The sequence below is a fragment of the Sporanaerobacter sp. PP17-6a genome, assembly GCF_900095615.1.
Lineage (GTDB): Bacteria > Bacillota > Clostridia > Tissierellales > Acidilutibacteraceae > Acidilutibacter > Acidilutibacter cellobiosedens.
In genome coordinates this window covers 64231-84561 of the sequence record NZ_FMIF01000009.1, presented here as the reverse complement: position 1 = coordinate 84561, position 20331 = coordinate 64231, and the positions used below count along the sequence as shown (strand labels likewise).

At 31.9% G+C, this 20331-nt stretch carries 22 protein-coding genes; 11 read left to right on the top strand and 11 right to left on the bottom strand.

The window, feature by feature from the left end:
• Positions 1-75: 75 nt before the first annotated feature.
• Together PP176A_RS04875 and PP176A_RS04870 are read left to right on the top strand one after the other, a co-directional pair.
• Complete coding sequence (locus tag PP176A_RS04875; protein ID WP_071139344.1) at positions 76-1023, top strand: ABC transporter ATP-binding protein; 948 nt, start codon at positions 76-78, stop codon at positions 1021-1023.
• 30 nt (positions 1024-1053) lie between these two features.
• Positions 1054-1839: an ABC transporter permease gene (locus tag PP176A_RS04870; protein WP_071139343.1), complete on the top strand. Its 786-nt coding sequence runs from the start codon at positions 1054-1056 to the stop codon at positions 1837-1839.
• Positions 1840-1878: 39 nt separating this feature from the next.
• Here PP176A_RS04870 and PP176A_RS04865 read toward each other — a convergent pair whose 3' ends face one another.
• Positions 1879-2202, bottom strand: coding sequence for a nucleotidyltransferase family protein (locus PP176A_RS04865; RefSeq protein WP_071139342.1), 324 nt, complete (start codon positions 2200-2202; stop codon positions 1879-1881).
• Positions 2169-2609 carry a HEPN domain-containing protein gene (locus PP176A_RS04860; protein WP_071139341.1) on the bottom strand — a complete coding sequence of 147 codons (441 nt, stop codon included), beginning with the start codon at positions 2607-2609 and terminating at the stop codon, positions 2169-2171. The genes PP176A_RS04865 and PP176A_RS04860 overlap by 34 nt, the downstream gene beginning before the upstream one ends.
• A gap of 234 nt (positions 2610-2843) precedes the next feature.
• On the opposite strand from PP176A_RS04860, the gene PP176A_RS04855 reads away from it, so the two are divergent.
• The 6 genes from PP176A_RS04855 to PP176A_RS04825 all read left to right on the top strand — a co-directional run bounded on the left by PP176A_RS04855 (position 2844) and on the right by PP176A_RS04825 (position 8748).
• Positions 2844-4136, top strand: coding sequence for an MFS transporter (locus PP176A_RS04855; RefSeq protein ID WP_071139340.1), 1293 nt, complete (start codon positions 2844-2846; stop codon positions 4134-4136).
• A gap of 384 nt (positions 4137-4520) precedes the next feature.
• Complete coding sequence (locus tag PP176A_RS04845) at positions 4521-5417, top strand: ATP-binding cassette domain-containing protein (protein WP_071139338.1); 897 nt, start codon at positions 4521-4523, stop codon at positions 5415-5417.
• Positions 5410-6159: a hypothetical protein gene (locus tag PP176A_RS04840; RefSeq protein WP_071139337.1), complete on the top strand. Its 750-nt coding sequence runs from the start codon at positions 5410-5412 to the stop codon at positions 6157-6159. Before PP176A_RS04845 ends, PP176A_RS04840 begins: the two co-directional genes overlap by 8 nt.
• Before the next feature lie 190 nt (positions 6160-6349).
• Positions 6350-7282, top strand: coding sequence for an ABC transporter ATP-binding protein (locus PP176A_RS04835; protein WP_159429035.1), 933 nt, complete (start codon positions 6350-6352; stop codon positions 7280-7282).
• A gap of 1 nt (position 7283) precedes the next feature.
• Positions 7284-7997, top strand: a complete 714-nt coding sequence (locus PP176A_RS04830; protein ID WP_071139335.1) for a hypothetical protein — start codon at positions 7284-7286, stop codon at positions 7995-7997.
• Entirely contained in the window at positions 7990-8748 is a 759-nt protein-coding gene (locus PP176A_RS04825) for an ABC transporter permease (protein WP_071139334.1), read from the top strand. The genes PP176A_RS04830 and PP176A_RS04825 overlap by 8 nt, the downstream gene beginning before the upstream one ends.
• Positions 8749-8913: 165 nt before the next feature.
• Here the strand turns inward: PP176A_RS04825 and PP176A_RS04820 are convergent, their stop codons facing one another.
• Positions 8914-10374: a basic amino acid/polyamine antiporter gene (locus tag PP176A_RS04820; protein WP_071139333.1), complete on the bottom strand. Its 1461-nt coding sequence runs from the start codon at positions 10372-10374 to the stop codon at positions 8914-8916.
• A 69-nt stretch (positions 10375-10443) separates the two neighbouring features.
• The gene (locus tag PP176A_RS04815; RefSeq protein ID WP_071139332.1) at positions 10444-11205 is read right to left on the bottom strand and encodes a dimethylarginine dimethylaminohydrolase family protein; all 762 of its coding nucleotides are present in this window, start codon (positions 11203-11205) and stop codon (positions 10444-10446) included.
• Positions 11206-11423: 218 nt separating this feature from the next.
• Here PP176A_RS04815 and PP176A_RS04810 point away from each other — a divergent pair, with 218 nt between their 5' ends.
• Positions 11424-12080 carry a GntR family transcriptional regulator gene (locus tag PP176A_RS04810; RefSeq protein WP_071139331.1) on the top strand — a complete coding sequence of 219 codons (657 nt, stop codon included), beginning with the start codon at positions 11424-11426 and terminating at the stop codon, positions 12078-12080.
• Positions 12081-12192: 112 nt separating this feature from the next.
• A complete protein-coding gene (locus PP176A_RS04805; protein ID WP_071139330.1) occupies positions 12193-12774 on the top strand; it encodes an ATP-dependent Clp protease proteolytic subunit in 582 nt (193 codons plus the stop codon).
• Between the two features lie 50 nt (positions 12775-12824).
• Here PP176A_RS04805 and hydF read toward each other — a convergent pair whose 3' ends face one another.
• From hydF to PP176A_RS04785, 4 genes are all read right to left on the bottom strand, one after another.
• On the bottom strand, positions 12825-14036 hold the full coding sequence (hydF, locus tag PP176A_RS04800; RefSeq protein WP_200796026.1) for a [FeFe] hydrogenase H-cluster maturation GTPase HydF: 1212 nt from the start codon (positions 14034-14036) through the stop codon (positions 12825-12827).
• Entirely contained in the window at positions 14029-15429 is a 1401-nt protein-coding gene (gene hydG, locus PP176A_RS04795) for a [FeFe] hydrogenase H-cluster radical SAM maturase HydG (protein WP_071139329.1), read from the bottom strand. Before hydG ends, hydF begins: the two co-directional genes overlap by 8 nt.
• Before the next feature lie 26 nt (positions 15430-15455).
• Positions 15456-15716: a TM1266 family iron-only hydrogenase system putative regulator gene (locus tag PP176A_RS04790; protein WP_200796024.1), complete on the bottom strand. Its 261-nt coding sequence runs from the start codon at positions 15714-15716 to the stop codon at positions 15456-15458.
• 354 nt (positions 15717-16070) lie between these two features.
• Positions 16071-16463: a hypothetical protein gene (locus tag PP176A_RS04785; RefSeq protein WP_071139327.1), complete on the bottom strand. Its 393-nt coding sequence runs from the start codon at positions 16461-16463 to the stop codon at positions 16071-16073.
• A 187-nt stretch (positions 16464-16650) separates the two neighbouring features.
• Between PP176A_RS04785 and PP176A_RS04780 the strand changes: the two genes are divergently transcribed.
• Positions 16651-17298 (top strand): pentapeptide repeat-containing protein, encoded by a 648-nt coding sequence (locus PP176A_RS04780; protein WP_071139326.1) that lies wholly within the window; start codon positions 16651-16653, stop codon positions 17296-17298.
• A gap of 28 nt (positions 17299-17326) precedes the next feature.
• Here PP176A_RS04780 and PP176A_RS04775 read toward each other — a convergent pair whose 3' ends face one another.
• From PP176A_RS04775 to PP176A_RS04765, 3 genes are all read right to left on the bottom strand, one after another.
• On the bottom strand, positions 17327-18385 hold the full coding sequence (locus PP176A_RS04775) for a hypothetical protein (RefSeq protein WP_071139325.1): 1059 nt from the start codon (positions 18383-18385) through the stop codon (positions 17327-17329).
• Between the two features lie 129 nt (positions 18386-18514).
• Positions 18515-19159, bottom strand: a complete 645-nt coding sequence (locus PP176A_RS04770; protein ID WP_071139324.1) for a YiiX/YebB-like N1pC/P60 family cysteine hydrolase — start codon at positions 19157-19159, stop codon at positions 18515-18517.
• A gap of 55 nt (positions 19160-19214) precedes the next feature.
• The gene (locus PP176A_RS04765) at positions 19215-20093 is read right to left on the bottom strand and encodes a VIT1/CCC1 transporter family protein (protein WP_071139323.1); all 879 of its coding nucleotides are present in this window, start codon (positions 20091-20093) and stop codon (positions 19215-19217) included.
• Positions 20094-20331: the final 238 nt, after the last annotated feature.

Sequence of the window (20331 nt, the reverse complement as noted above, 5' to 3'; positions counted from 1 at the left end):
CGATATAATTAAAATCAGGGAAACGATATAGAGATTGGCAGCGAAACGTAAACTCTTGTTAAGGAGGTTAATTTAATGCTGAAGTATAATATGTTATCAAAACAATATAAGGACCATGTTGTTGTAAATAATTTAAATATTGAAATAAATGATAAAGATATTGTCGGATTTTTAGGCCCTAACGGTGCCGGAAAGACTACCACCATAAAGATGAGCTGCGGCTTGATTACACCTACAAAAGGGGACGTGGAATGTTGCGGTTATTCATTGAAGAAAGACAGAAAACAGTATTTAAAAAATATAGGAGCCGTATTGGAAGGAAACAGAAATATTTATTGGAAACTGTCTCCCGTTGAGAATATAGAATATTTTGCGGGCATGAAGGGCATCGGGAAGAAAAAAATAAGGAATCAGATGGATGAATACTTGGAAATGTTTAGCTTAACAGAAAAAAGAAATATGGAATGCGGCAAACTTTCAAGAGGGATGCAGCAGAAAGTTGCTATATGCTGCAGTTTAATTCATAATCCCAAGGTTTTATTTCTTGATGAACCTACATTGGGATTGGATGTTCAATCGGTTTTGCTTATACGTGATGTATTGAAGAATTTGATAAAAGAAGGCAGAACCATGATAATAACATCCCATGACCTTAATTTTATCAGCTCATTGTGCAATAGGATTATCATAATAAATAAGGGGACAATGGTATTAGACGAGGATATTGATTTTTTAAACAGGTATTCCGAAAATATTGTTTATGTTGTAGAAGCAGACGGCGTCCGTGATGATACAGAAAAAATCATAAAAGCAAAATTTGATGTGGAAATTGAAAAATTTGAAGATAGTGCTGAATTCATGGTTACATTGAATAATGACAATGAAATTCTTGATTTTTTAAATTTTTTGAAATCTAATGGAATGAATATAAAGGATATATATAAGAAAAAAAGCGACCTTGAAGATATATTTACCGAGGTTATAGGTAACAAAAAGACGGTGAAATCCGTACCGGAAAATTAAGTCGCCAAATTTTATGGAGGAATGAGTAATATGGAGATACTCAATATATTTAAAAGTGAAACCAAAAAGATGTTAATAATTCAAAGAAGATATTTTTTGAATTTTTTAGCGGATATGCTGGTATATTATTTTGTGTTTATAGGACTGTATATTTTTATTAAAAGCAATATGAACATAATGTCTGCCGAGGAAATAAACAGGGCGGTTACTACACAATTTGTAGGGTACATATGCTGGTTTTTCTTTTCATTTACAATTAGTTTTATGAATAACGGAATCTACAGAGAATTGTTGGAAGGGACCTTTGAACAGGTATGCATAAACCATCATAGTATAATGGAGATATATGTAATAAGATTAATAATATATTTTATAAGAAATATTGTATTGATACTGCTGCTGAGCTTGCTTCTGATGATTTCCACAAATATTAAATTAGATATAGGAATGGATACGATAATGATATTTATGATATCGTTATTGGGAATAGCAGGTTTTTCCTTTATGATAGGAGGGGCAACCTTGATATATAAAAATGTGGGACAACTGTCTTTTATTATCAGCATTCTTTTTCTTGGGACCAGCATTGTTGATCTTTCGGTACTGCCATCCAAAATTCAAAAGATTATATACTCTCTTCCATTTACTAAAAGTGTAAGCCTCCTAAAAAATATAGAAGGTGCGAATTATAATATAGGGGGACAAGATATATTGTTCTTATTTATAAATTCCATAGCATATTTAATCTTGGGAATAGTTATATTCAAATTGAGCTTTAAAAAGGCAGCAAAAGAAGGTTCTTTTTCAAGATTTTAAGTTTTTAATAGAGAATTTTATATCAGGTCATCCTTAGCATTATATCGTTGGAATTTCAATTCCTGTTTCTATTATTTCCTTTACTATTCCGACAGGTTGTCTATAGTCATCCATAGTAAATGGTTGCGGTTCAAGATCAATTTCATAATCCACTGCATTTAACAATAAAAAGTAAAGACCATCAATCCTATTCATGTTTTTAAAATAATCCGAAAAGATTGCTAAATCAACATCACTATATTTATGAGGAGTGCCTTTTGCATAAGATCCAAACAATATAGCTTTATCTATTACAATCTTCTTGTTTAATTTTCTAATATAATCTTTGATTATTTTTTGTATTGACTCAGGGATTCTATCCATTTGAATACCTCCTCTGTAGTAGCCAATGTTCTTTTAGCTCTATCTGAATTTATCAAATTAGACATTTTTTCCTTATAACTAGGATATCTGCCAGATATATAATAGGATAATAGTTCAGCGAAAAAACTTTTATAATTATTTAAATTGTATTCAAATTCATTTATAGATAAATACTCTTTAAAATTAATTTCTCTCTTTAGGTAATTGAATATACTCGAAATATTATGAATTAATGGTGGTTCGTTATTAGTATATAATGTATATATTCCTTTGGTGAGTTTTTCTATTGCCTGTTGACACATAAAAACAACATAAATATATCTTCCGTTATTCATCATTATCTTTGCTGTTTCTAAATCATATTTAGCAGTTTCTAACCAGTATTCATATTTTTCTCTGTTATCCATTATATATCACATCCTTATACATATTATATCCAATTTTCTAATAGGTTTCACTATTAAAATGAAAAAAGAAAAAATATTCCACAGTATAATCTGTTACTCTGTTACATTACATAAATTGAAGGCGATATTTATTATTGATATATTTTTCGATGGTGATATAGTTAAATAAGGAAAACAATGTAGATGTTGACAGCCAAATATAAACCCTTATAACATGAAAGAAGGACAGTTAATATGTTGAATATAAAAAGTAACATAAGTGAATACAAAGGTTTACCGAGAGAAATGTATGTATTGTTTTTTATAAGAATAATTAATGCTGTAGGAAATTTTGTTTATCCGTTTCTTACATTAATATTAACCGAAAAAATGAATTACAGTCCTTTTGAAACAGGGATAATAATGTTGATCACATCGGTTATATATGTGCCTGCCTCGATATTGGGAGGAATATTGGCTGACAGGTGGAAGTATAAAAGCACATTCATGCTGTTTTCGGGGTTTACCGGAATATTATTTCTGATATGCGGATTTTTACTGAATTCAAGAATAATGATTATATTTTTAATATTAGCCAACGTATCAGATGGAATTTCTCAACCTTCCAATACTGCCATGGTTTCCAACTTCACTAATAATGAAAACAGAAGCACAGCTTTTTCTTTGTTGTATCTGGGGCATAATATAGGGCTTTCGGTAGGACAACTTGTTGGCGGTACTATATTTAATAATTATACAAAATATTTGTTTATAGGAAATGCGGCGACCATATTTTTATGTGTTATTTTGATAAAATTTTTAGTAAAGGAAGGTACAGAATATAATAATACGGAAAGTGATATTGACATAGGGGTTAATACTGAAGAAACTAATATAGATAAAAATGACAATAAAGGATTATTTAAAATTATAATTGAAAACAAAAAATTGATATTTTTTTCTTTAAATTCAATGTTATTGGCCTTTATATTTGCTCAGGAAAACTTTACATTACCTTTGCATGTAAGCGATATTTTCAAAGAAAACGGAGCAAAATATTTTGGCATGCTGACATCCATAAATAGTGTTACCGTCATTTTATTAACTTTACCTGTAACGGTTTTTACTAACAAGTTAAAACCCAGTCTAAATTTAAGTTTATCAGCCTTTTTTTCTTTGATAACAGCTTTACTTTTATGTGTATTTAAACAGCTATATGGATTTATATTGGCAATGATAATTTGGTCCGTCGGAGAGATATTTAAGGCCACAAATTTAGATGCATATGTGATGAACAATTCGCCAAAAGAATATCTGGGAAGGCTGTGTTCAGTATTTTCATTAATAAATGGTGCGGGATATGCAATTACCCCATTATTAATGGGAAAGTTTGTAGAAGTATTTGGTTTCAAAAGTTCATGGATACTTGTAAGTATTGTAGCTTTTACTGCCCTTAACGGTATGCTGTATTTGTATAGACAAGAAAAAAAGGAGAAATCGGAAACCATAGGGACGGTTTTTTCGGTTAACAAAAATATAAATAAATGATATTTTTGATAAGGGTGATAAATGTGCCAAGAACTGAAAGGGAAAAAATCAAAACAGGAATTTATCATAAACACCCATGTACATATTCTCATAAAAATTGGAATCCATAATAAAAGAATAATGGATAAGGTATTGAATAACGATTCAAGTTATGTTATTTTTATAGATTTATCAAGAAATCTTTATTTTTTCTTTATTATTTCTTTAAGTCTTAAATTTTCTTATTGAGTATAATAGACTCGACAAGAGATTTTAAGACTTAAAATTTATATAGCCCAGAAATTGACCATATGAAAGATTTAAAAGATGTGAAAAGTATTTTAGTGATTCAAAAATAAGTTCAGATGTTTAATAAATGAAAGTTAAGCTCAAGGAGGTCATAGTGTGATTCAAACTCAGCAACTGACAAAGAAATATGGTAATTATTTTGCGGTTAACAATGTTTCTATGTCTGTACAAAAAGGAGACATATATGGTTTAATAGGCAAAAATGGTGCCGGGAAAACCACTATTTTTAAACTCTTAATGGGACTTATCAAACCTTCGGGTGGTTCTATTACTTTTTTAGAAAGTTATAATTTGGAAATGGCTCGCCATTCTATTGGCTTTATGATGGAAGACGGATTTTTCTCTTATTTAAATGCTCATGATAATCTGATGTTTGCCGCTAAGCTTAAAGGAATCGAAGATGAAAAGGAAATCAACCGAATTTTACAGCTTGTAGGACTTAAAAATTCGACAAAAACATTCAGCACATTTTCAACGGGAATGAAACAAAGGCTATCAATTGGGCAGGCTTTATTGGGAAATCCTGATATGGTTATACTTGATGAACCGACCAATGGTTTAGATCCTCAGGGAATTGCGGATTTCAGGAACCTTGTGATGGAACTTAATCAAAAATATCAAACTACATTTTTGATCTCTTCTCATATTTTGGGAGAATTAAATCTCATAGGCACTCGTTTCGGATTCATAAACAAGGGTTATTTAGTGCAGGAAATTAGTGCAAAAGAACTGCATAATAACATACATCAAGGTCTTATATTTCAAGTAAACAAGCTTAAGAAGGCTTGTGAATTATTAGAAAATAAATTAAAAATCACTGATTACAGGGTAACTAAAAATAAGGAAATTATTTTGCCCGGTTATGAAGACAGACCTTATATCATTGCCAAATGTATGGTGGAAAACGGTCTTGACTTGATGCAGCTTAAGGTGAATCAGGTATCCTTGGAAGAATATTTCTTGAATCTTATAGGAGGCAATACGAATGTTTAATTATTTTAAATCTGAAATATGGCGTTTAACTCATAAACGAAGCAGCTTTATTTATTATGTTTTTTTGATTTTCATATATATTATAAGTATTTTGTTTTTGGCTATACAAGATCTTTATACACCTAACACATTGCTTGAAAGTGCACAGAGTATTATTTCCTTACTACCTGTATTTGTGGGTACACAGGTATTTTTAGCCGTTTACGGAGATGATTTAAAAGACAGAATGCTTATAAAGATTATAGGTACCGGACTGCATAGATTGGCATATCTGCTTGTTAAGACCGTTATGTTTATCTTATATTCGGCTATAGTATTTTTGATTTTGGGTGCTGTTTATCTTATTTCGTTTATGATTGCGGGTGGGCATCTAGCCGTATATGCACAGGATATTCAATCAATTGCGGTTATGGGGATTATAACCTATTTAAAAACACTTGCTTTTTCTCAGATTGCTGCTGCTTTTTTATTCTGCTTTCAAAAGACGGTTCCCGCATTGGTGTTATTTTTGACATTAATAATGGGTGTGGTACTTTTTGTATTTAATATCATGGCCTATGTATTTCCGATTATAGAAAAATTTACAAACTATTCCGTGTCAACATTATCCCAAAATGCCCAAACTATGTGGATCAACTTCCGACAGTTCGATACTTCTTTTATTATAGGCATAACGATATATATTGTTCTTGCATTTGCAAGTCAAATCATGATATTTAAAAATCGAGATATTAAAGGATGATGTAAATGAAAGCTACCCTCGAACTTTTATTTATAAGAATAAGGGGTTTCAGCTGAAATATTAAAATAAATTAATTCAATTCCCTGTATATATTATAAAATTGTTCTCTCTTTTTAGAGGAATTAGGAAAATAATGTAGAATTTAATAATTATAGAAGGGATTAAAAATTAAATAATGATTCCATGGAGGTTGAAAGAGAGCATAGTGAGCTTAATATCAATGAAAAATGTTTGTCAAAAGTATAAAGGGAATGATTTTTTCAGTTTAAAAAACATTGATTTGGAAATATCCAAAGGCGAAATATTGGGATTGATAGGGCCTAATGGTGCCGGCAAGACGACACTGATTAAAATATTGAGCGGATTGTTAGTGCCTACGAGTTATGATGAATTAAAATTACTTAAAAAGAATGATAAAAAAAATACGAGAGTCGGCTTGATATTGAATTCCAATCAACTGTATGACGAACTGACCGTTCTTGAGAATATAAAATTTTCTTTAAGCCTGTTCAAGCAGAAGAGGACGATGGATGAGATTGATTCAATGTTAAAGTTGGTAGATCTATATGACAGGAAATCAAAACTTGTCAGGACCCTTTCAACAGGAATGAAACAAAAGCTGAATATTATTAAAACCATGATGTTAAACGTGGAATTGTTGATTTTAGATGAGCCTACAAGCGGATTAGATCCCATATCAAAAGTGGAGATAAATAATTTGCTGTCAGAACTGTCGCAAAAATTTAAAGTCACTGTTATTATAAGTTCTCACGTTATGAATGAAGTGGAGAGATTATGCTCAAGAGTGGTATTTTTAAATAAAGGAATGATAATTGAAAATTGCAGTATGGGTGATTTGTTTGATAAATTTGGGAAAAAGATTTATGAAATTCATTTTCCATGTGAGGATGGGAAATTAAAGCCCTTTACAGAAAATATGAATCCGGAGGACTATATTGTATTTCATCAAAATAATTCAACGGTAATGATGATATTCCATGAATTAAGCGACTTTAAAAAGTTTTCATCAAATGATTTTATTGAATCTTTTCAGGAAAGAAGAATTCAGCTGGAGGATATCTTCTTTTATTATATATATAAAAACAAGGAGAGTGTGGTTTAGAATGTTTCGTCTATTGTTTTTAAGTTTGGCAAGAAATAAGTGGAATTTGGTAAAGATTTTTTTGCTTTCACCCTTTAATATGATTTTGCCGCCTTTATTTATAGGTATGGCAATAAGCGGTTATGTAGATGAAGGAACAACCTTAAGGTTATGCCTGTGGTCTTGCTTTTCTTTTTCTATATTTGAAGTAGTTAACAGGAGAATGGAAACTTTTAATACGGAAAAAATCCAAGATGTAATGATATCGGCAACATCACTGTTTTCTTTCAGTTTTTTTCAGACATGTGCAGTAAATGTATTATATATTCCTTCACTTTTTATAACGTTATTTTTGTATAATATTATTTTTAATTTAAAAATTGATTTTGCTTTTGCTTGCCTATGCGTTTTTCTGGTTTTTATAAATAATTTGTTGATGAGTTATATTCTACTGGCTGTTCAGATGAAAACACCGAATTATTTTAATAGCTTTAATTTTCTTATGGATGTGATTTATGCATTGTGTGGGGTTTTGTATCCCATTGAGATAATGCCTATATTTATTAAATATATTGCAAGGATTTTACCGATTACTAATATTATGGAATTCAGTTATTCTCCGTCTGTTGAAATAACTCACAGATTTGTCATGTGGGTAGGTTTTTTCGTATTATCATTTTTATTGGTGAGAAGCAGCAAAAGGAAATATTTGCATTCAGGAGGTTTTTATGGTTAGTTTGATAATGAAAGACATATTTTATTACAGAAGAAACTTAACTGAATACCTGCTGTCTTGTTTTAGAATGTTGTTATTTATAATTCCTTATTATATATATTCCGTGTATTTGAAAAATACTGATTTTAATATTCAATTTGCGGTTCTGACAATGACGGCTGTTAATTTTATTATGTCTGTTATTGTCGGCATTAATTTTGAATTATATAGAGAAATTATTCCCAATAAAATGGTTCAATTTAAGATGTCAAACTTGAGCATCGAAAAATATGTAGCGGCTCAGTCTCTCTTTTACTTTTTTTCCAATATGGTTCAGGTGGTTGTAATAATTATTCTGTTATCCCTATTAACTGAATTTAAATTGAAATTTAATGCTTTTCTTATATTAAGGGTTATATTGTTTTTAATATATCTTTTTCTTTTTATTTGCTTATTCGGTGCGGCGTTTTCCATGTTAACCATAGCTACAAAAAGATTTTCTTTCAGCGGTTTATTTATTAATATAATTTTTCTGTTCTCTTCTTGCTATACATATTATGCCGATTCCCCTAAGCTAATTCGAGTTATTTCATTAATTTCTCCTATAACATATTTATTCAATCTTTTTCGCAATTTTTTTGGATTGGAAAGTCTCATATTATCCGGAATTTTCACTTATTTTATCTTATCGGTCCAGTTAATCTTACTTTATCTTATTTTTAGAAAATTAATTGTTCCGAAGATAGATAAAGCAATTATAGATTCGATTTGATGAAGACAAATTAAGTAAAAATTATATATATTGAAAATGCATAATTTTTTATTTAAAAAATGGGATAAAATGATGGTATCAGGAATTAAGGGAACTCTTTTAACCGCCATGAGCATGAGAATGAAAGTTACACAATCGTCCTCATGGCTGTTAATTTATATTTTGTTAAAAGGGATGAATAGTTCCGTTTGCAATAAGAATAATGGATAATACAGCAAGAGCAATGATAAGTCCAAGTAATATCCTATCCCTGCTGTTATCGAAATATTTTTTATTCTGTTCTCTTTTACCCTTTATATAGACCAATGTACCCGGTGCATACAATATTGCCATTATAAGCAGAGACTGCCAACCGGTGGAATAAACAAGCCAGAAGGCGTATATAGTTGCAAGAACAGCCAATATTCTATTTTTTAGTACATCCGAGGAAGAATCTTTCTCGAACCCGTCCTTTTTAATTGTAATTTTAAGAAAATAAAGAGCACTTAATAGATAAGGAGGAATTATCATTCCTGCCGAAATTGTATAAAATATCTGATAAGTGCTTGCATTAAAAAATGTTATAATAAGGAAAAGCTGTATAATAGAATTTGTAAGTAAAAGTGAATTTATAGGGGCATGATTTTTGTTTTCTTTTGCAAATGCTTTTGAAAATACTCCGTTTTGAGCAGCTATATAAGGACATTCGGAAGCGATAATCGTATATCCCAATGTGGCACCGGCCAAAGACAGTATAACACCGAAATTTATAATTGAAGCTCCCCATTTTCCAACGGCTTTTTCAAATATAAAAGCTAAGGGCGGATTGCCGAGAGCTGCTAATTCTGTTCTTGTCATAATACCCATGCTTAGAATAGAAACAAGTAAATAGATTAAAAGTACTCCGAGAAATGCCGAAACTGTAGCTTTACCTACATCACTCGATTTTTTTGCCCTTCCGGATATAACTACGGCACCTTCAACTCCTATAAATGACCACACAGTAGTTATCATTGTAGCTTTTATCTGTTCCAAAAATGAAGGCCCTCCCGGCTCCCCCCAAAAGTTGCTCATAAATATTTTAGGATCAAAAGCTTTAATAAATAATACTGTTATAATAAATATTAGTATCGGAACTATTTTACTTATTGTAACAACAAGGTTTATACCTGCCGCTTGCTTTACTCCTTTTGAAACCATATAATTCATAATCCATATTAAAATAGAAGCGCAAATAATTGAAATAAGATTGTTTCCTTGCTCAAATACAGGTATGAAATACCCGATAGCCGAAAACAACAAGGTCGCATATGATACATTTGCCAGAAGAGCACTTATCCAATATCCCCATGCGGAATTAAATCCTATATAATCCCCGAAACCTTCCTTTGCATAGCTGTATATTCCGCCTGTCAAATTTGGTTTTCTTTTGTTCAATTCAAAGAAGCATAAAGTTAAGCAGAGCATTCCGATGCCACAGATTCCCCAGCCTGCCAATACTGCAGCAGTGTTTGCTCCGTTTGCCGCCATATCCCCTGAAAGACTGAATACTCCTCCTCCTATCGTTGCACCTAATGCAACGGCGGTGAGCCTGAGAAATCCTAATCCTTCGGTCTGCTGTACATTTTTAACTTTATTTTCAGTCATTTTTTAACCCCCTTATATTAAGAGTCCGTTTTATATAAGACGGACTCTGATATATTAAAAGATTTTGGATTAGAATCTCAAGGATAAACAACTGAGACCTCCATCTAATTTTCTGAACTCTGAAGTATCAACTATTTCAACTTTGTATCCCAATTTTTTTATTGCCTCTTGAGTTTTTGGATAACCCATGGGAACAAGAACATGATCGTTTACCCATATACAGTTTGCGGCATACCCTTCATCTTCGGGTATTATTATTTTGTTGAAATCTTTGAAAACAGGATTTTTGATGAATTCTCCCGCAATTAAAAGATTATTGTTTTCCAAGTATGCAAGTCCGCTTTTTAGATGGAGCATCTCATTAAGAGGAACTACAGAACCTGAAAAACCGTATTTTTCTAAGATTGATATCATTTGTTCTGCCCCATCTTTATTTGTTCTGGCAGACAATCCGATATAGAAATGATCTCCTACCATCATTATATCTCCTGCTTCTACTGTTCCAGGTTCTTTAATTTCTTCAATGTCCGAGTAGAACTTTTTCAAAACTTCTTTCATTTCTACTTCTTCACCGCGTCTGCTCAGAGCCCCGGGTCGTGTAATAATAGCGCATTTTTTTGTACACAATGCAACATCTTCAACAAAGCAGGAATCAGGGTATTTTTCGTCCGCATCCAATATTGTAACTTTCACTCCGCACTTTTTTAAAGTTTCAATATAAAATTCATGTTGCTTTTTTGCTAATTCAAAGTCGGGTTTACCCAAATTTGCGGAAGTTATTCCGTTTACAATTGCCTTACATGGTTTTCTTACAATTACGTTTTTAAACATTTTTTATTCCCCCTATTATATACGTGGTATATTGTATACAATATATTATATACTGAATACAATATACCACGTATTAATTTTAATTGCAAGTATAGAATTAATAAATAGGTTTGGTAAATAAGATTTTTTTGGAAAACTTCTAAAGTTGAACGAATCTTCCATATATGATATAGTTATTTGTATACAATATACATTTAAAAAGTTAATTAGGAGGAAAAATGAATATCTACAAAACATTAAAGGATTATGTTTATGAATATATATCCGAAGAAATAAGAAACAACAATATAAAACCGCGGGAAAAAATCAACGAAAGCAATATATGCCAGACCTTAAATGTAAGCAGAACTCCTGTAAGAGAGGCATTAATAGAATTAGCGAGCGATGGGATATTGGAAAGACATCCGAGAAGGGGTTTTATAGTGAAGGAAGTCCCTTTGGAGAAGATAAGAGAAATATATAAAATCTTAGGAGTGCTGGAAGGATTGGCGGGAAGACTTTCCGTAGATAATTTAACCGAAAAGGATATTATTAATATGGAGAAAATAGTTGAAGAAATAGACGAGGCCATTCAAAATGAAAGTTTCGAGGATTATTATAAACTACAGATGAAATTTCATTCAATATTTATATCAGCCTCAGAAAATTCTGAATTAATAAGGATTATAGATACTCTCAAAAAAAGCTTAATAAAGCAGGAGTATAATATTAAAGGTTCAGATAAAGAAGTAAATAATATTTTAAAGGAAACAAACAGTCAGCACAAAAAAATTATTGAATTATTTAAGAATAGGGATAAAGAAGGGATTGATAACTACTTAAGAAACATTCACTGGAATTTATCATATGCGAAATTTGATTCTGTTTGGGATTAACTGATTAAGAAAATAACTGATTATATTTTGTGTATGTTGACACATAATTTTATAAATAATATAATGGATTTAATAGCATTAGTTGAATAATCTGGAAGAGAGGTTTTTTATAATGGAAAATGCTCAGGATGTACAAAGCAATATGGACAAATTCTTAATGGACAAATTATTAAAATCCCGTTCTGTGTTTATAAGCGGCGAAATAAGTCAGGAACTTGCACAGAAAGTATGTTCGCAGTTGTTAATTTTGCAGGAATTAGGGGATGAGCCGATAAAGCTGTTTATTAACAGCCAGGGAGGCCATGTCGAATCAGGTGATACTATTCATGATATTATTCAGTTTATAAAACCGAAAGTATATATTATCGGTACAGGCTGGGTCGCAAGTGCAGGCATAACCATTTTTCTTGCATCCGAGAAACAATACCGTCTTTCATTACCTAATACAAGATATTTGATTCATCAACCTATGGGCGGAGCAAGCGGCACGAGTGCGGATATAGAGATTGAAGCAAATGAAATTGTACGTGTCCGCAGTCGTATAAATAAATTGATAAGTGATGCTACGGGTCAACCCCTTGAAAAGGTAAATAAAGATACGGACAGAAATTATTGGATGAGTGCTGAAGAAGCTATAGATTATGGTATCGTCGGTAAGATTATCACACGAAGTGATGAACTGTTAAATATATAATAAATAATTCCCATCTCAATTGAGATGGGAATTATTTATTATTTTTGATGCTATTTTAAATCAAATATTTCTACAGATCTGTCTAATATGCCGTTTAAATAAGCAAGGAGTATACCATAATTCGTAATAGGAATATTATTGTCCCTGCATATTTTTATTCTGCTTTGAATTTCCTTTCTGTTTACCATACATCCTCCGCAGTGGATTACAAGGCTGTACTCCTTCAACTCTTCCGTAAAATTATATCCTGTTTTATAAGTGTATTTAAAATTTTTCTTAGTTACTTTCGTTAACAGCTTTGGTATTTTAACTCTTCCTATATCATCGTGGAAGGTATTATGAGTACAGTTTTCGGCAATAAGTATATTTGCATTATCGGGAAGACCGGAAATTGCGTTTACACCCTTTATAAATTCCTCCAAATCTCCCTTTTGCCTTGCAAAGAGTATCGAAAAAGATGTCAATTTTATTTCTCTTGGAACTATTTCGGCTACTTCCTTAAAAGCCTGGGAATCTGTGATTACCAAATCTATATTTTTCAATTCCTTTATGGTGCTTTCAAGCTCGGTATTTCTTACTACGTGGGTCTTGATTCCGTAGTCGAGGAGATCTCTTATTACCTGAACCTGAGGCAATATAAGCCTTCCCTTGGGGGCCTCTTTATCTATGGGAACAACTAAGACGGCATCCCCATTATAAGGAAGGAGATTTCCTATAATAGGCTGATCTTCTTCAATAGACTGTATTCTTCTGACTAATTCGTCCTTAAGCATATTCACGTTTATTTTTTTTGTTGATGAAGTAAATATGGCATTTTTATATTTATCTTTTACTTTATTTAAATATTCTTCACTGACTTTATCTATTTTGTTCATAACGAGAATATATGGAATACTGTATTTGTTGAAATTGTGAACCATAGAATTTAATGAATCTTCGTCTATATCCGTTATGTCCATTACATATAGTGCTATGTCGGTTCTTCTTGCAGTTTCTATACTTTTTTTCATCCTCAAAGCACCAAGTTCTCCCTCATCGTCAATTCCGGCCGTATCGATGAACAGTACCGGGCCTACGGGTATTAACTCCATAGCTTTTTTTACAGGATCTGTAGTAGTTCCGGCTACATTGCTTACAATAGATATTTCTTGTTCTGCTAAGGCGTTTAAAAGGGAAGATTTGCCCGCATTTCTTTTCCCATATATTGATATGGTAATTCTGTTGGAATTTGGTGTGGAATTCATAGTGTTTTCACTATACATATATATCCCTTTCTCCTTTTTCCAGTAAGGCTATTTTTTCTTCTATCATTTTTCTTCTTTCCGGATCAGACTCTCCTATTTCTTCGAGTTCTTTATTAATCAGTGCTTCTCCGTTTTTTCTTGTTTTTTCCGAGGCATAGTCCAGAAGGTATTCCTTAAATGTGAGTATACCGTTGGGAACGCAGAATTTTTGAATCAGTCCAGGTTTTGCCATATCCATAAAATCCTCTCCAGTTCTTCCGCTTCGGTAACAGGCCGTACAGAAGGAAGTGATATGGCCGTTTTCACACATTTCGTTTACTACCGTATCAAGGGCACGGATATCTCCGAGATGGAATTGTTCCTTTTCCGGAATGTAGTCATCTTTGGTGTATCCTCCTATACCTACTTTTGAACCTGCATCTATCTGTGATATTCCAAGAGGAATTATTTCTCTTCTTACTTCCGGGGTTTCTCTTGCAGTAAGTATCATTCCCGTATATGGTACGGAAAGGCGAAGGATTGACACTACCCGTTTGAAATCTTCATCGGAAACTTTATATTTTGTTTGATCGTAAAATTCTGTATTTATCGCCGGTTCAATTCGTGGGAATGAAATAGTATGGGGACCTACTCCGAAGGTTTTTTCCAAGTGAATGGCGTGATATAAAAGTCCCATTACTTCAAATTTCCAATCGAACAGCCCAAACAATGCTCCTATTCCCACATCGTCTATTCCTCCCTGCATTGCCCTGTCCAGTCCATATAATCTCCAAGGATAATTTCCTTTCATATCATTTTGCGGGTGAAGAATGTTGTAGGTCTTGTGATGATATGTTTCCTGAAATATTTGGAAAGTCCCTATTCCGACTTTTTTTAGTTTTCTATATCCCTCTACATCCATAGGTGCAGCGTTTATATTAACTCTCCTGATTTCTCCATTATGATTTTTTGTATTATATACGATTTTTACGGTATTCGCTATAAAATCCGCATTGTAATTTGGATGCTCTCCATATACGAGAATCAGTCTTTTATGGCCTTTGCTTTCCAAAATCTTTACTTGTTCTACAAGTTCTTCTTCTGTAAGAGTTTTGCGGACTATGGCTTTGTTGTCTCTTCTGAAACCGCAATATAAACAGTTGTTTATACATTTGTTTCCTATATACAGAGGGGCAAAAAATACTATTCTGTTTCCGTATATCCTTTCCTTTAATTTTCTTGCAGCAGCAAATATTTCTTCTTGAAGTTCCTTATCTTCTGTTTGAAGCAGTTTAGCTGTTTCTATAGGTTCAAGACGGATTTTTTGAAGAGACTTATTGATTATTTCTCTTATTTCGCTCTTTTCGGCATTTTTTCCTTCCTCTAAAAGCTTGAATATCTCATCATCGTTGATAAAATCTTCCGAATACATTTTAATTCCCCCTATTCGTGATTTAATTATATGTCCAACTCTTTTTTTGAAATTGAAGTTTTAACTATACATTCATGTAAATTTCCAAGCTTGCCTGTAAGGCTGTTGATCTCGTCTAAAGTACCTACAACGGTGATGGATATTACCGAAATGTCTTCTTCATCAAAGGGAATCCCCATTCTGCCTTTAATTATCCGTTTATATTCAGAGACTATTTTATTGAACTCATACTGAGAACTTTTAGGGTTTTCAAGGATGGCACTTATTACACCAATTCTTTCTTTCAAGAATTTTCCTCCTTTCTCCATAAAAAAACTTCCTCTCAAAGGAAGTCAGGTGTAGTCAGAGACCCGATTCCCTTTCAGGTAAGATCATTCTCAACCCGTCAGGTATTGGCTGTATTTTTTATCCGAATGACTCAAGAATACTCTCGAAAAACTCGGATTATGTTTCTGATAATATATTAACAATATTATATCTAAAAGTCAATAAGGATTACAAATATTAAATAAATGTATCAAAGCTGTGAAACTTTTTTAGAGGAAATAATCAACAGATTTGAGTTGCAAGAATTTAAATGACTGGAATATAAAAAAAGGCTTCTATTAAAATATATATAAAGAAGCCTTTTTATAAAATATTTAAGTTCTTTTTATAAATTTGGTTTTACAACTGGGACATGTAATGCATATCTTTCCTTTTCCTCTTGGTACCCGAAGCTTATTTGAACAATTGGGGCATTTATAATATTTATATATCTTCATATCCCTTATTCTGTCTCTTTTATTGTAAAATCCATATTTTACTTTATTATAATATCCCATAAAAATATTATTTTCCTGATAACGCTTCTGTATATTTTTGGAAAACATTCTGAAAAAGCAAAACACAAGGGGAATCAAAGAAATAACGGAAAGTACATAAACATTGGTAAACCGTGACAATAACGATAATACCATATAAAGAATCATCAAGGCAATAGATAACTGATCGGGTCCGTATCTTCCTAACATTACTCTTCTGAGCCAGTTCATAAATCATATCTCCTTTTTCAAGATAGTTATATAAATACATTATACTATGACTGTTTTTACATTACAATAAAACCCGATAAAAACAATAGGAAAAAAATTAATATATGCTATTATTAATGTATGACAGTATATCAATAATGGTATAATCCTATGAAGGGAACCGTCAAAAGTTTAAGGAGGAGTATAAATGAAACTGACTAAACCAAAACTGTCAAAGGTACTTAAGGAAGATGTTGATCTTCAATCTGCCATACAGCAAGGAATTGAAGACGAAGAGGATATCGAAGGGTCTCATTTTGACAATAGCTATGTAGAAAATGTACAAGTACGTAATATTGAATTTAACGACTGCATATTTGAAAATTGTAACTTTATAAAGTGTAAATTGAATAAGGTATTTTTTGTTGATGTTGTATTTGAAAGCTGCGATATTTCCAATATTGATTTTGAAAGCTGTATTTTTCACCGGGTTGAATTTAGAAATTGCAAGGCAGTAGGGGCTAATTTTGCCAGTACTGATTTAAACAATATGCTAATGACTAATTGTAATTGTAAATATATAAATCTATTTTCCGCCAATTTAAAAAATACATCATTCGATGATTCTGATTTAACAAATGGAAATGTGCAGGACTGTCAATTGAAATTTATTGAATTTCATAAATGCAAACTAAATGGAGCTGATTTTTTGCATACTTCTTTAAAGGATGTTGATTTTACCACAGATGATATTGAAGGAATTGTGGTTTCGGGATATGAACTGAAAGGGGCGGTTGTTACTCCCTCCCAGGCATGTGAGCTGTCTCAACTCTTGGGCTTAATTATTAAATCATAGAATAAATATGATAATGGGAAACCTGATTTTACGGTTTGATGAAAAAGCTTGAAAAGTAGAAGAACATTTTTTCATTCCTTTTGGAATATATATCAATGGTCTTTTCCAACTTAAAATTTTCTAAGTTATATACATATAAATTTTCTAAATCAGCAGAATAAAGCGTATTTCCAAATACATAAATTTGACCGATGGAGTTTTTAAAAGTAGTTAATTTCTGCAAGTGATCCGTAGGATCAAATATGGTTAAGTCATTTCCTCTGTTTTGAACAAGGTCATAATGAGAAATTAAAAGTTTATTGTTATATTCAAAGATTTGATAGGGAAAAGGCGATTTAAGCTCATAGTTTTCAGCTTTTTTATTGTTTATATCAAATACGCTTAATTTATAACCCGGGTTTCCATCTATATCATATTGATTTGTAAAATATATTTTATCATTTATTTTTAAACTATAATATTGTCCCGTTCCGCATTCTGTAATATCTATAATATCATTTATTTTTAAACTCACGGGATCAATCAAATATAGGAAGGATTTATGCGCCGGTTCATCATTCATCTCTTCGCCGAAAGCATATAGAGTATTATCGTAGGCATCTAATCTGCTGATGTAGACATTATTTATATTCAGTGTCTCCAATTTATTTGTTGATTTATTGCATTTGGTGATAATTGAACTCATATTTAAAGTATTTGCGGTGTAAAGAAAATTTTCATCTACAGCAAAGGTATTTATATTGTGCTGTTTCACGTCATAAGTGTTTGTATTTCCATTGCTTAAGCCATATTCGAATACGACAGTCAGGTCCTTTGTTATTAGGCCCTTTGGTACAACATACATACTGCCGTTGAATATTCTGGGAAGATCAAAGGGAGAACCCATGGAACCCAATTCAATCTTTTCCCGTTTGATTATTTTCAGATTTTGATCTAAAAGTGTTAAGTATGTTTCATTTGATTGCCCTGTTGTTTCAATAATACCCATATGAAGATTTGAATTACTGTTTACCATATTTCCCGTATTTGTACATCCTATAAGCACAATAGCAGATAAAAATGTAATTCCCAAGAATTTTTTGATCATTTGATTTCCTCCTTATTATTTTCTTAAAGTTAAAATTAGGCACTCCAAAAACAACGGTATTGAAAATAAGATTGTTTGAGAAGTGCCCTAATATATTAATGCTTCAATAGAAGCCCTTTCTATTTTTTATTATTTTTCATATATGGTCATTGTTTTATCCGTATTTACTAATTCCATAGGATGGACTGCAATAGCGAATGCAGCTGTGTCGAGATTTATATCATATAAATCTAAAAATGCGGCATAAACAAGCTGCGAACAATAAAATTTACTTCTTGTATAAGGATTGAGATAGTTAAAATTATAAGGCAAACCTATTTTGTTGTAACAATAATTTGCAGCCGATGCATCTTCAGATATAGTTGTACTTGTCACAGTAACTCCGTAACATGTACCTCTGGTACGGTTCCAATCATTATTTCCGGTGGTCACGCCATTTGACAAAGATTCCACAACTGTACCGGAACTGTATATTATAGCTGCATGGCCTGTCGGAATTATTCCCTTGAGTTTATCTGCCGTAACAAGAATTACACCTTTTCTTGTAGGATATGTTCCAAAGGAATTATTTTGTTCTTTATCCGCGTCTTCTGTTTTATCCGGTACGATTACTAAATTTTTTTCTATTTCTTCTTTTATTTTTTCCACAGTTTCCGAATCAAATACTTCCTCAGCCGTTAAAATTTTTTCTTTTTCTGCAAAGGATGGAATGGATAAACTTAAAAATAGAACTGCAATAATGATAAATGAAATACATTTTTTAAAATTTTTCATAGGACACCCCCAGTATTATTTGTTAATAAATTATATTCCTGTAGGGTGTTATTTATTACAAATCAATTCCCAATACCTGTTTAACGATTATACCTACAATAAAGGATATCACCGCTACACCCATGCTGATGCCTGCCATTTCAAAAAAGTTACGCTTAAATGGTTCATCTTTAGCAACGGAAATATAAAAATTAAACCCTGCGATTATGGAAATAGCAATAAGCATTGTTACAATCAATGCCGGAATATAATTGTCTTTAGAGAACAGCAAATAAGGTATAATTAACAGCACTACAGTAATCAAATAGGCAATACCTGTATAGGCAGAAGATTTTACGGCATTTTTGTTCCCTGATGCCCGAGATGATAGGTATCCTGATGCACTCATGGAAAGAGTAGCGGAAATTCCGGTAATCAAGCCGGCCATAGCTATAACCGACGTATTCTGCATGGCAAGGGTATATCCGGCCAATGATCCCGTTAATTCCACAAGAGCATCATTCATGCCCAATACCATATCTCCTACATATTGCAATCTTTCTTCATCCAATAGATCAATGAGTTTTGCCTCGTGGGCTTCCTCATCACGAAGGATGGTTTCCAACATAGGTATTTCCGCTATATGGGCTTTATATGAATTGATTGCCTTTTCTTCTCCTCTTTCAAACATTTTAAGCATAAATGTATATCCCAACATAATTGCTATGAAGTTGTAGAACCTTATCCGACTCATATTAGGTTTGAGAATTTGGTTAGAATATGAAGCAAATTTTTCGGCATGGGAGTTTTCATCCTGAGATATGGATTTTAAGATTTTTTTTGCTTCAGGATCCTTGATGCGATCGGAAATTCTTTTATACAGTTCTGCTTCATCCCGTTCCCGCTGTTGACAACTTAACAAAAAATAATTTTTTTCTTTATTATTTTGTTCCATTAAACTTTTGCTCCTTTCTTTAATCATATCTTGAATATATTATATTTCTATTATAAAATAACATCAAGACACTGGATATATTCGGGACCAGTGAAAAAGTCCAATTTTTTAATTTTTTGTATCTCCAAATCCGCATTTTTACTGAGTAATTTTTAAAAATAACGACTTTATCAGTAGTCCCGATATATTCACTGGAACTTTATTACTGCATTAAATTTTGCACTTGACACATTATATA

Coding starts and splice junctions, on each gene's coding strand:
- PP176A_RS04870 (WP_071139343.1), top strand. CDS start 1,054: ATGGAGATACTCAATATATTTAAAAGTGAAACCAAAAAGATGTTAATA.
- PP176A_RS04780 (WP_071139326.1), top strand. CDS start 16,651: ATGAAACTGACTAAACCAAAACTGTCAAAGGTACTTAAGGAAGATGTT.
- PP176A_RS04855 (WP_071139340.1), top strand. CDS start 2,844: ATGTTGAATATAAAAAGTAACATAAGTGAATACAAAGGTTTACCGAGA.
- PP176A_RS04815 (WP_071139332.1), bottom strand. CDS start 11,205: ATGTTTAAAAACGTAATTGTAAGAAAACCATGTAAGGCAATTGTAAAC.
- PP176A_RS04830 (WP_071139335.1), top strand. CDS start 7,284: ATGTTTCGTCTATTGTTTTTAAGTTTGGCAAGAAATAAGTGGAATTTG.
- PP176A_RS04770 (WP_071139324.1), bottom strand. CDS start 19,159: ATGAAAAATTTTAAAAAATGTATTTCATTTATCATTATTGCAGTTCTA.
- PP176A_RS04810 (WP_071139331.1), top strand. CDS start 11,424: ATGAATATCTACAAAACATTAAAGGATTATGTTTATGAATATATATCC.
- PP176A_RS04805 (WP_071139330.1), top strand. CDS start 12,193: ATGGAAAATGCTCAGGATGTACAAAGCAATATGGACAAATTCTTAATG.
- PP176A_RS04820 (WP_071139333.1), bottom strand. CDS start 10,374: ATGACTGAAAATAAAGTTAAAAATGTACAGCAGACCGAAGGATTAGGA.
- PP176A_RS04765 (WP_071139323.1), bottom strand. CDS start 20,093: ATGGAACAAAATAATAAAGAAAAAAATTATTTTTTGTTAAGTTGTCAA.
- hydG (WP_071139329.1), bottom strand. CDS start 15,429: ATGTATTCGGAAGATTTTATCAACGATGATGAGATATTCAAGCTTTTA.
- PP176A_RS04840 (WP_071139337.1), top strand. CDS start 5,410: ATGTTTAATTATTTTAAATCTGAAATATGGCGTTTAACTCATAAACGA.
- hydF (WP_200796026.1), bottom strand. CDS start 14,036: ATGTATAGTGAAAACACTATGAATTCCACACCAAATTCCAACAGAATT.
- PP176A_RS04860 (WP_071139341.1), bottom strand. CDS start 2,609: ATGGATAACAGAGAAAAATATGAATACTGGTTAGAAACTGCTAAATAT.
- PP176A_RS04825 (WP_071139334.1), top strand. CDS start 7,990: ATGGTTAGTTTGATAATGAAAGACATATTTTATTACAGAAGAAACTTA.
- PP176A_RS04875 (WP_071139344.1), top strand. CDS start 76: ATGCTGAAGTATAATATGTTATCAAAACAATATAAGGACCATGTTGTT.
- PP176A_RS04775 (WP_071139325.1), bottom strand. CDS start 18,385: ATGATCAAAAAATTCTTGGGAATTACATTTTTATCTGCTATTGTGCTT.
- PP176A_RS04785 (WP_071139327.1), bottom strand. CDS start 16,463: ATGAACTGGCTCAGAAGAGTAATGTTAGGAAGATACGGACCCGATCAG.
- PP176A_RS04865 (WP_071139342.1), bottom strand. CDS start 2,202: ATGGATAGAATCCCTGAGTCAATACAAAAAATAATCAAAGATTATATT.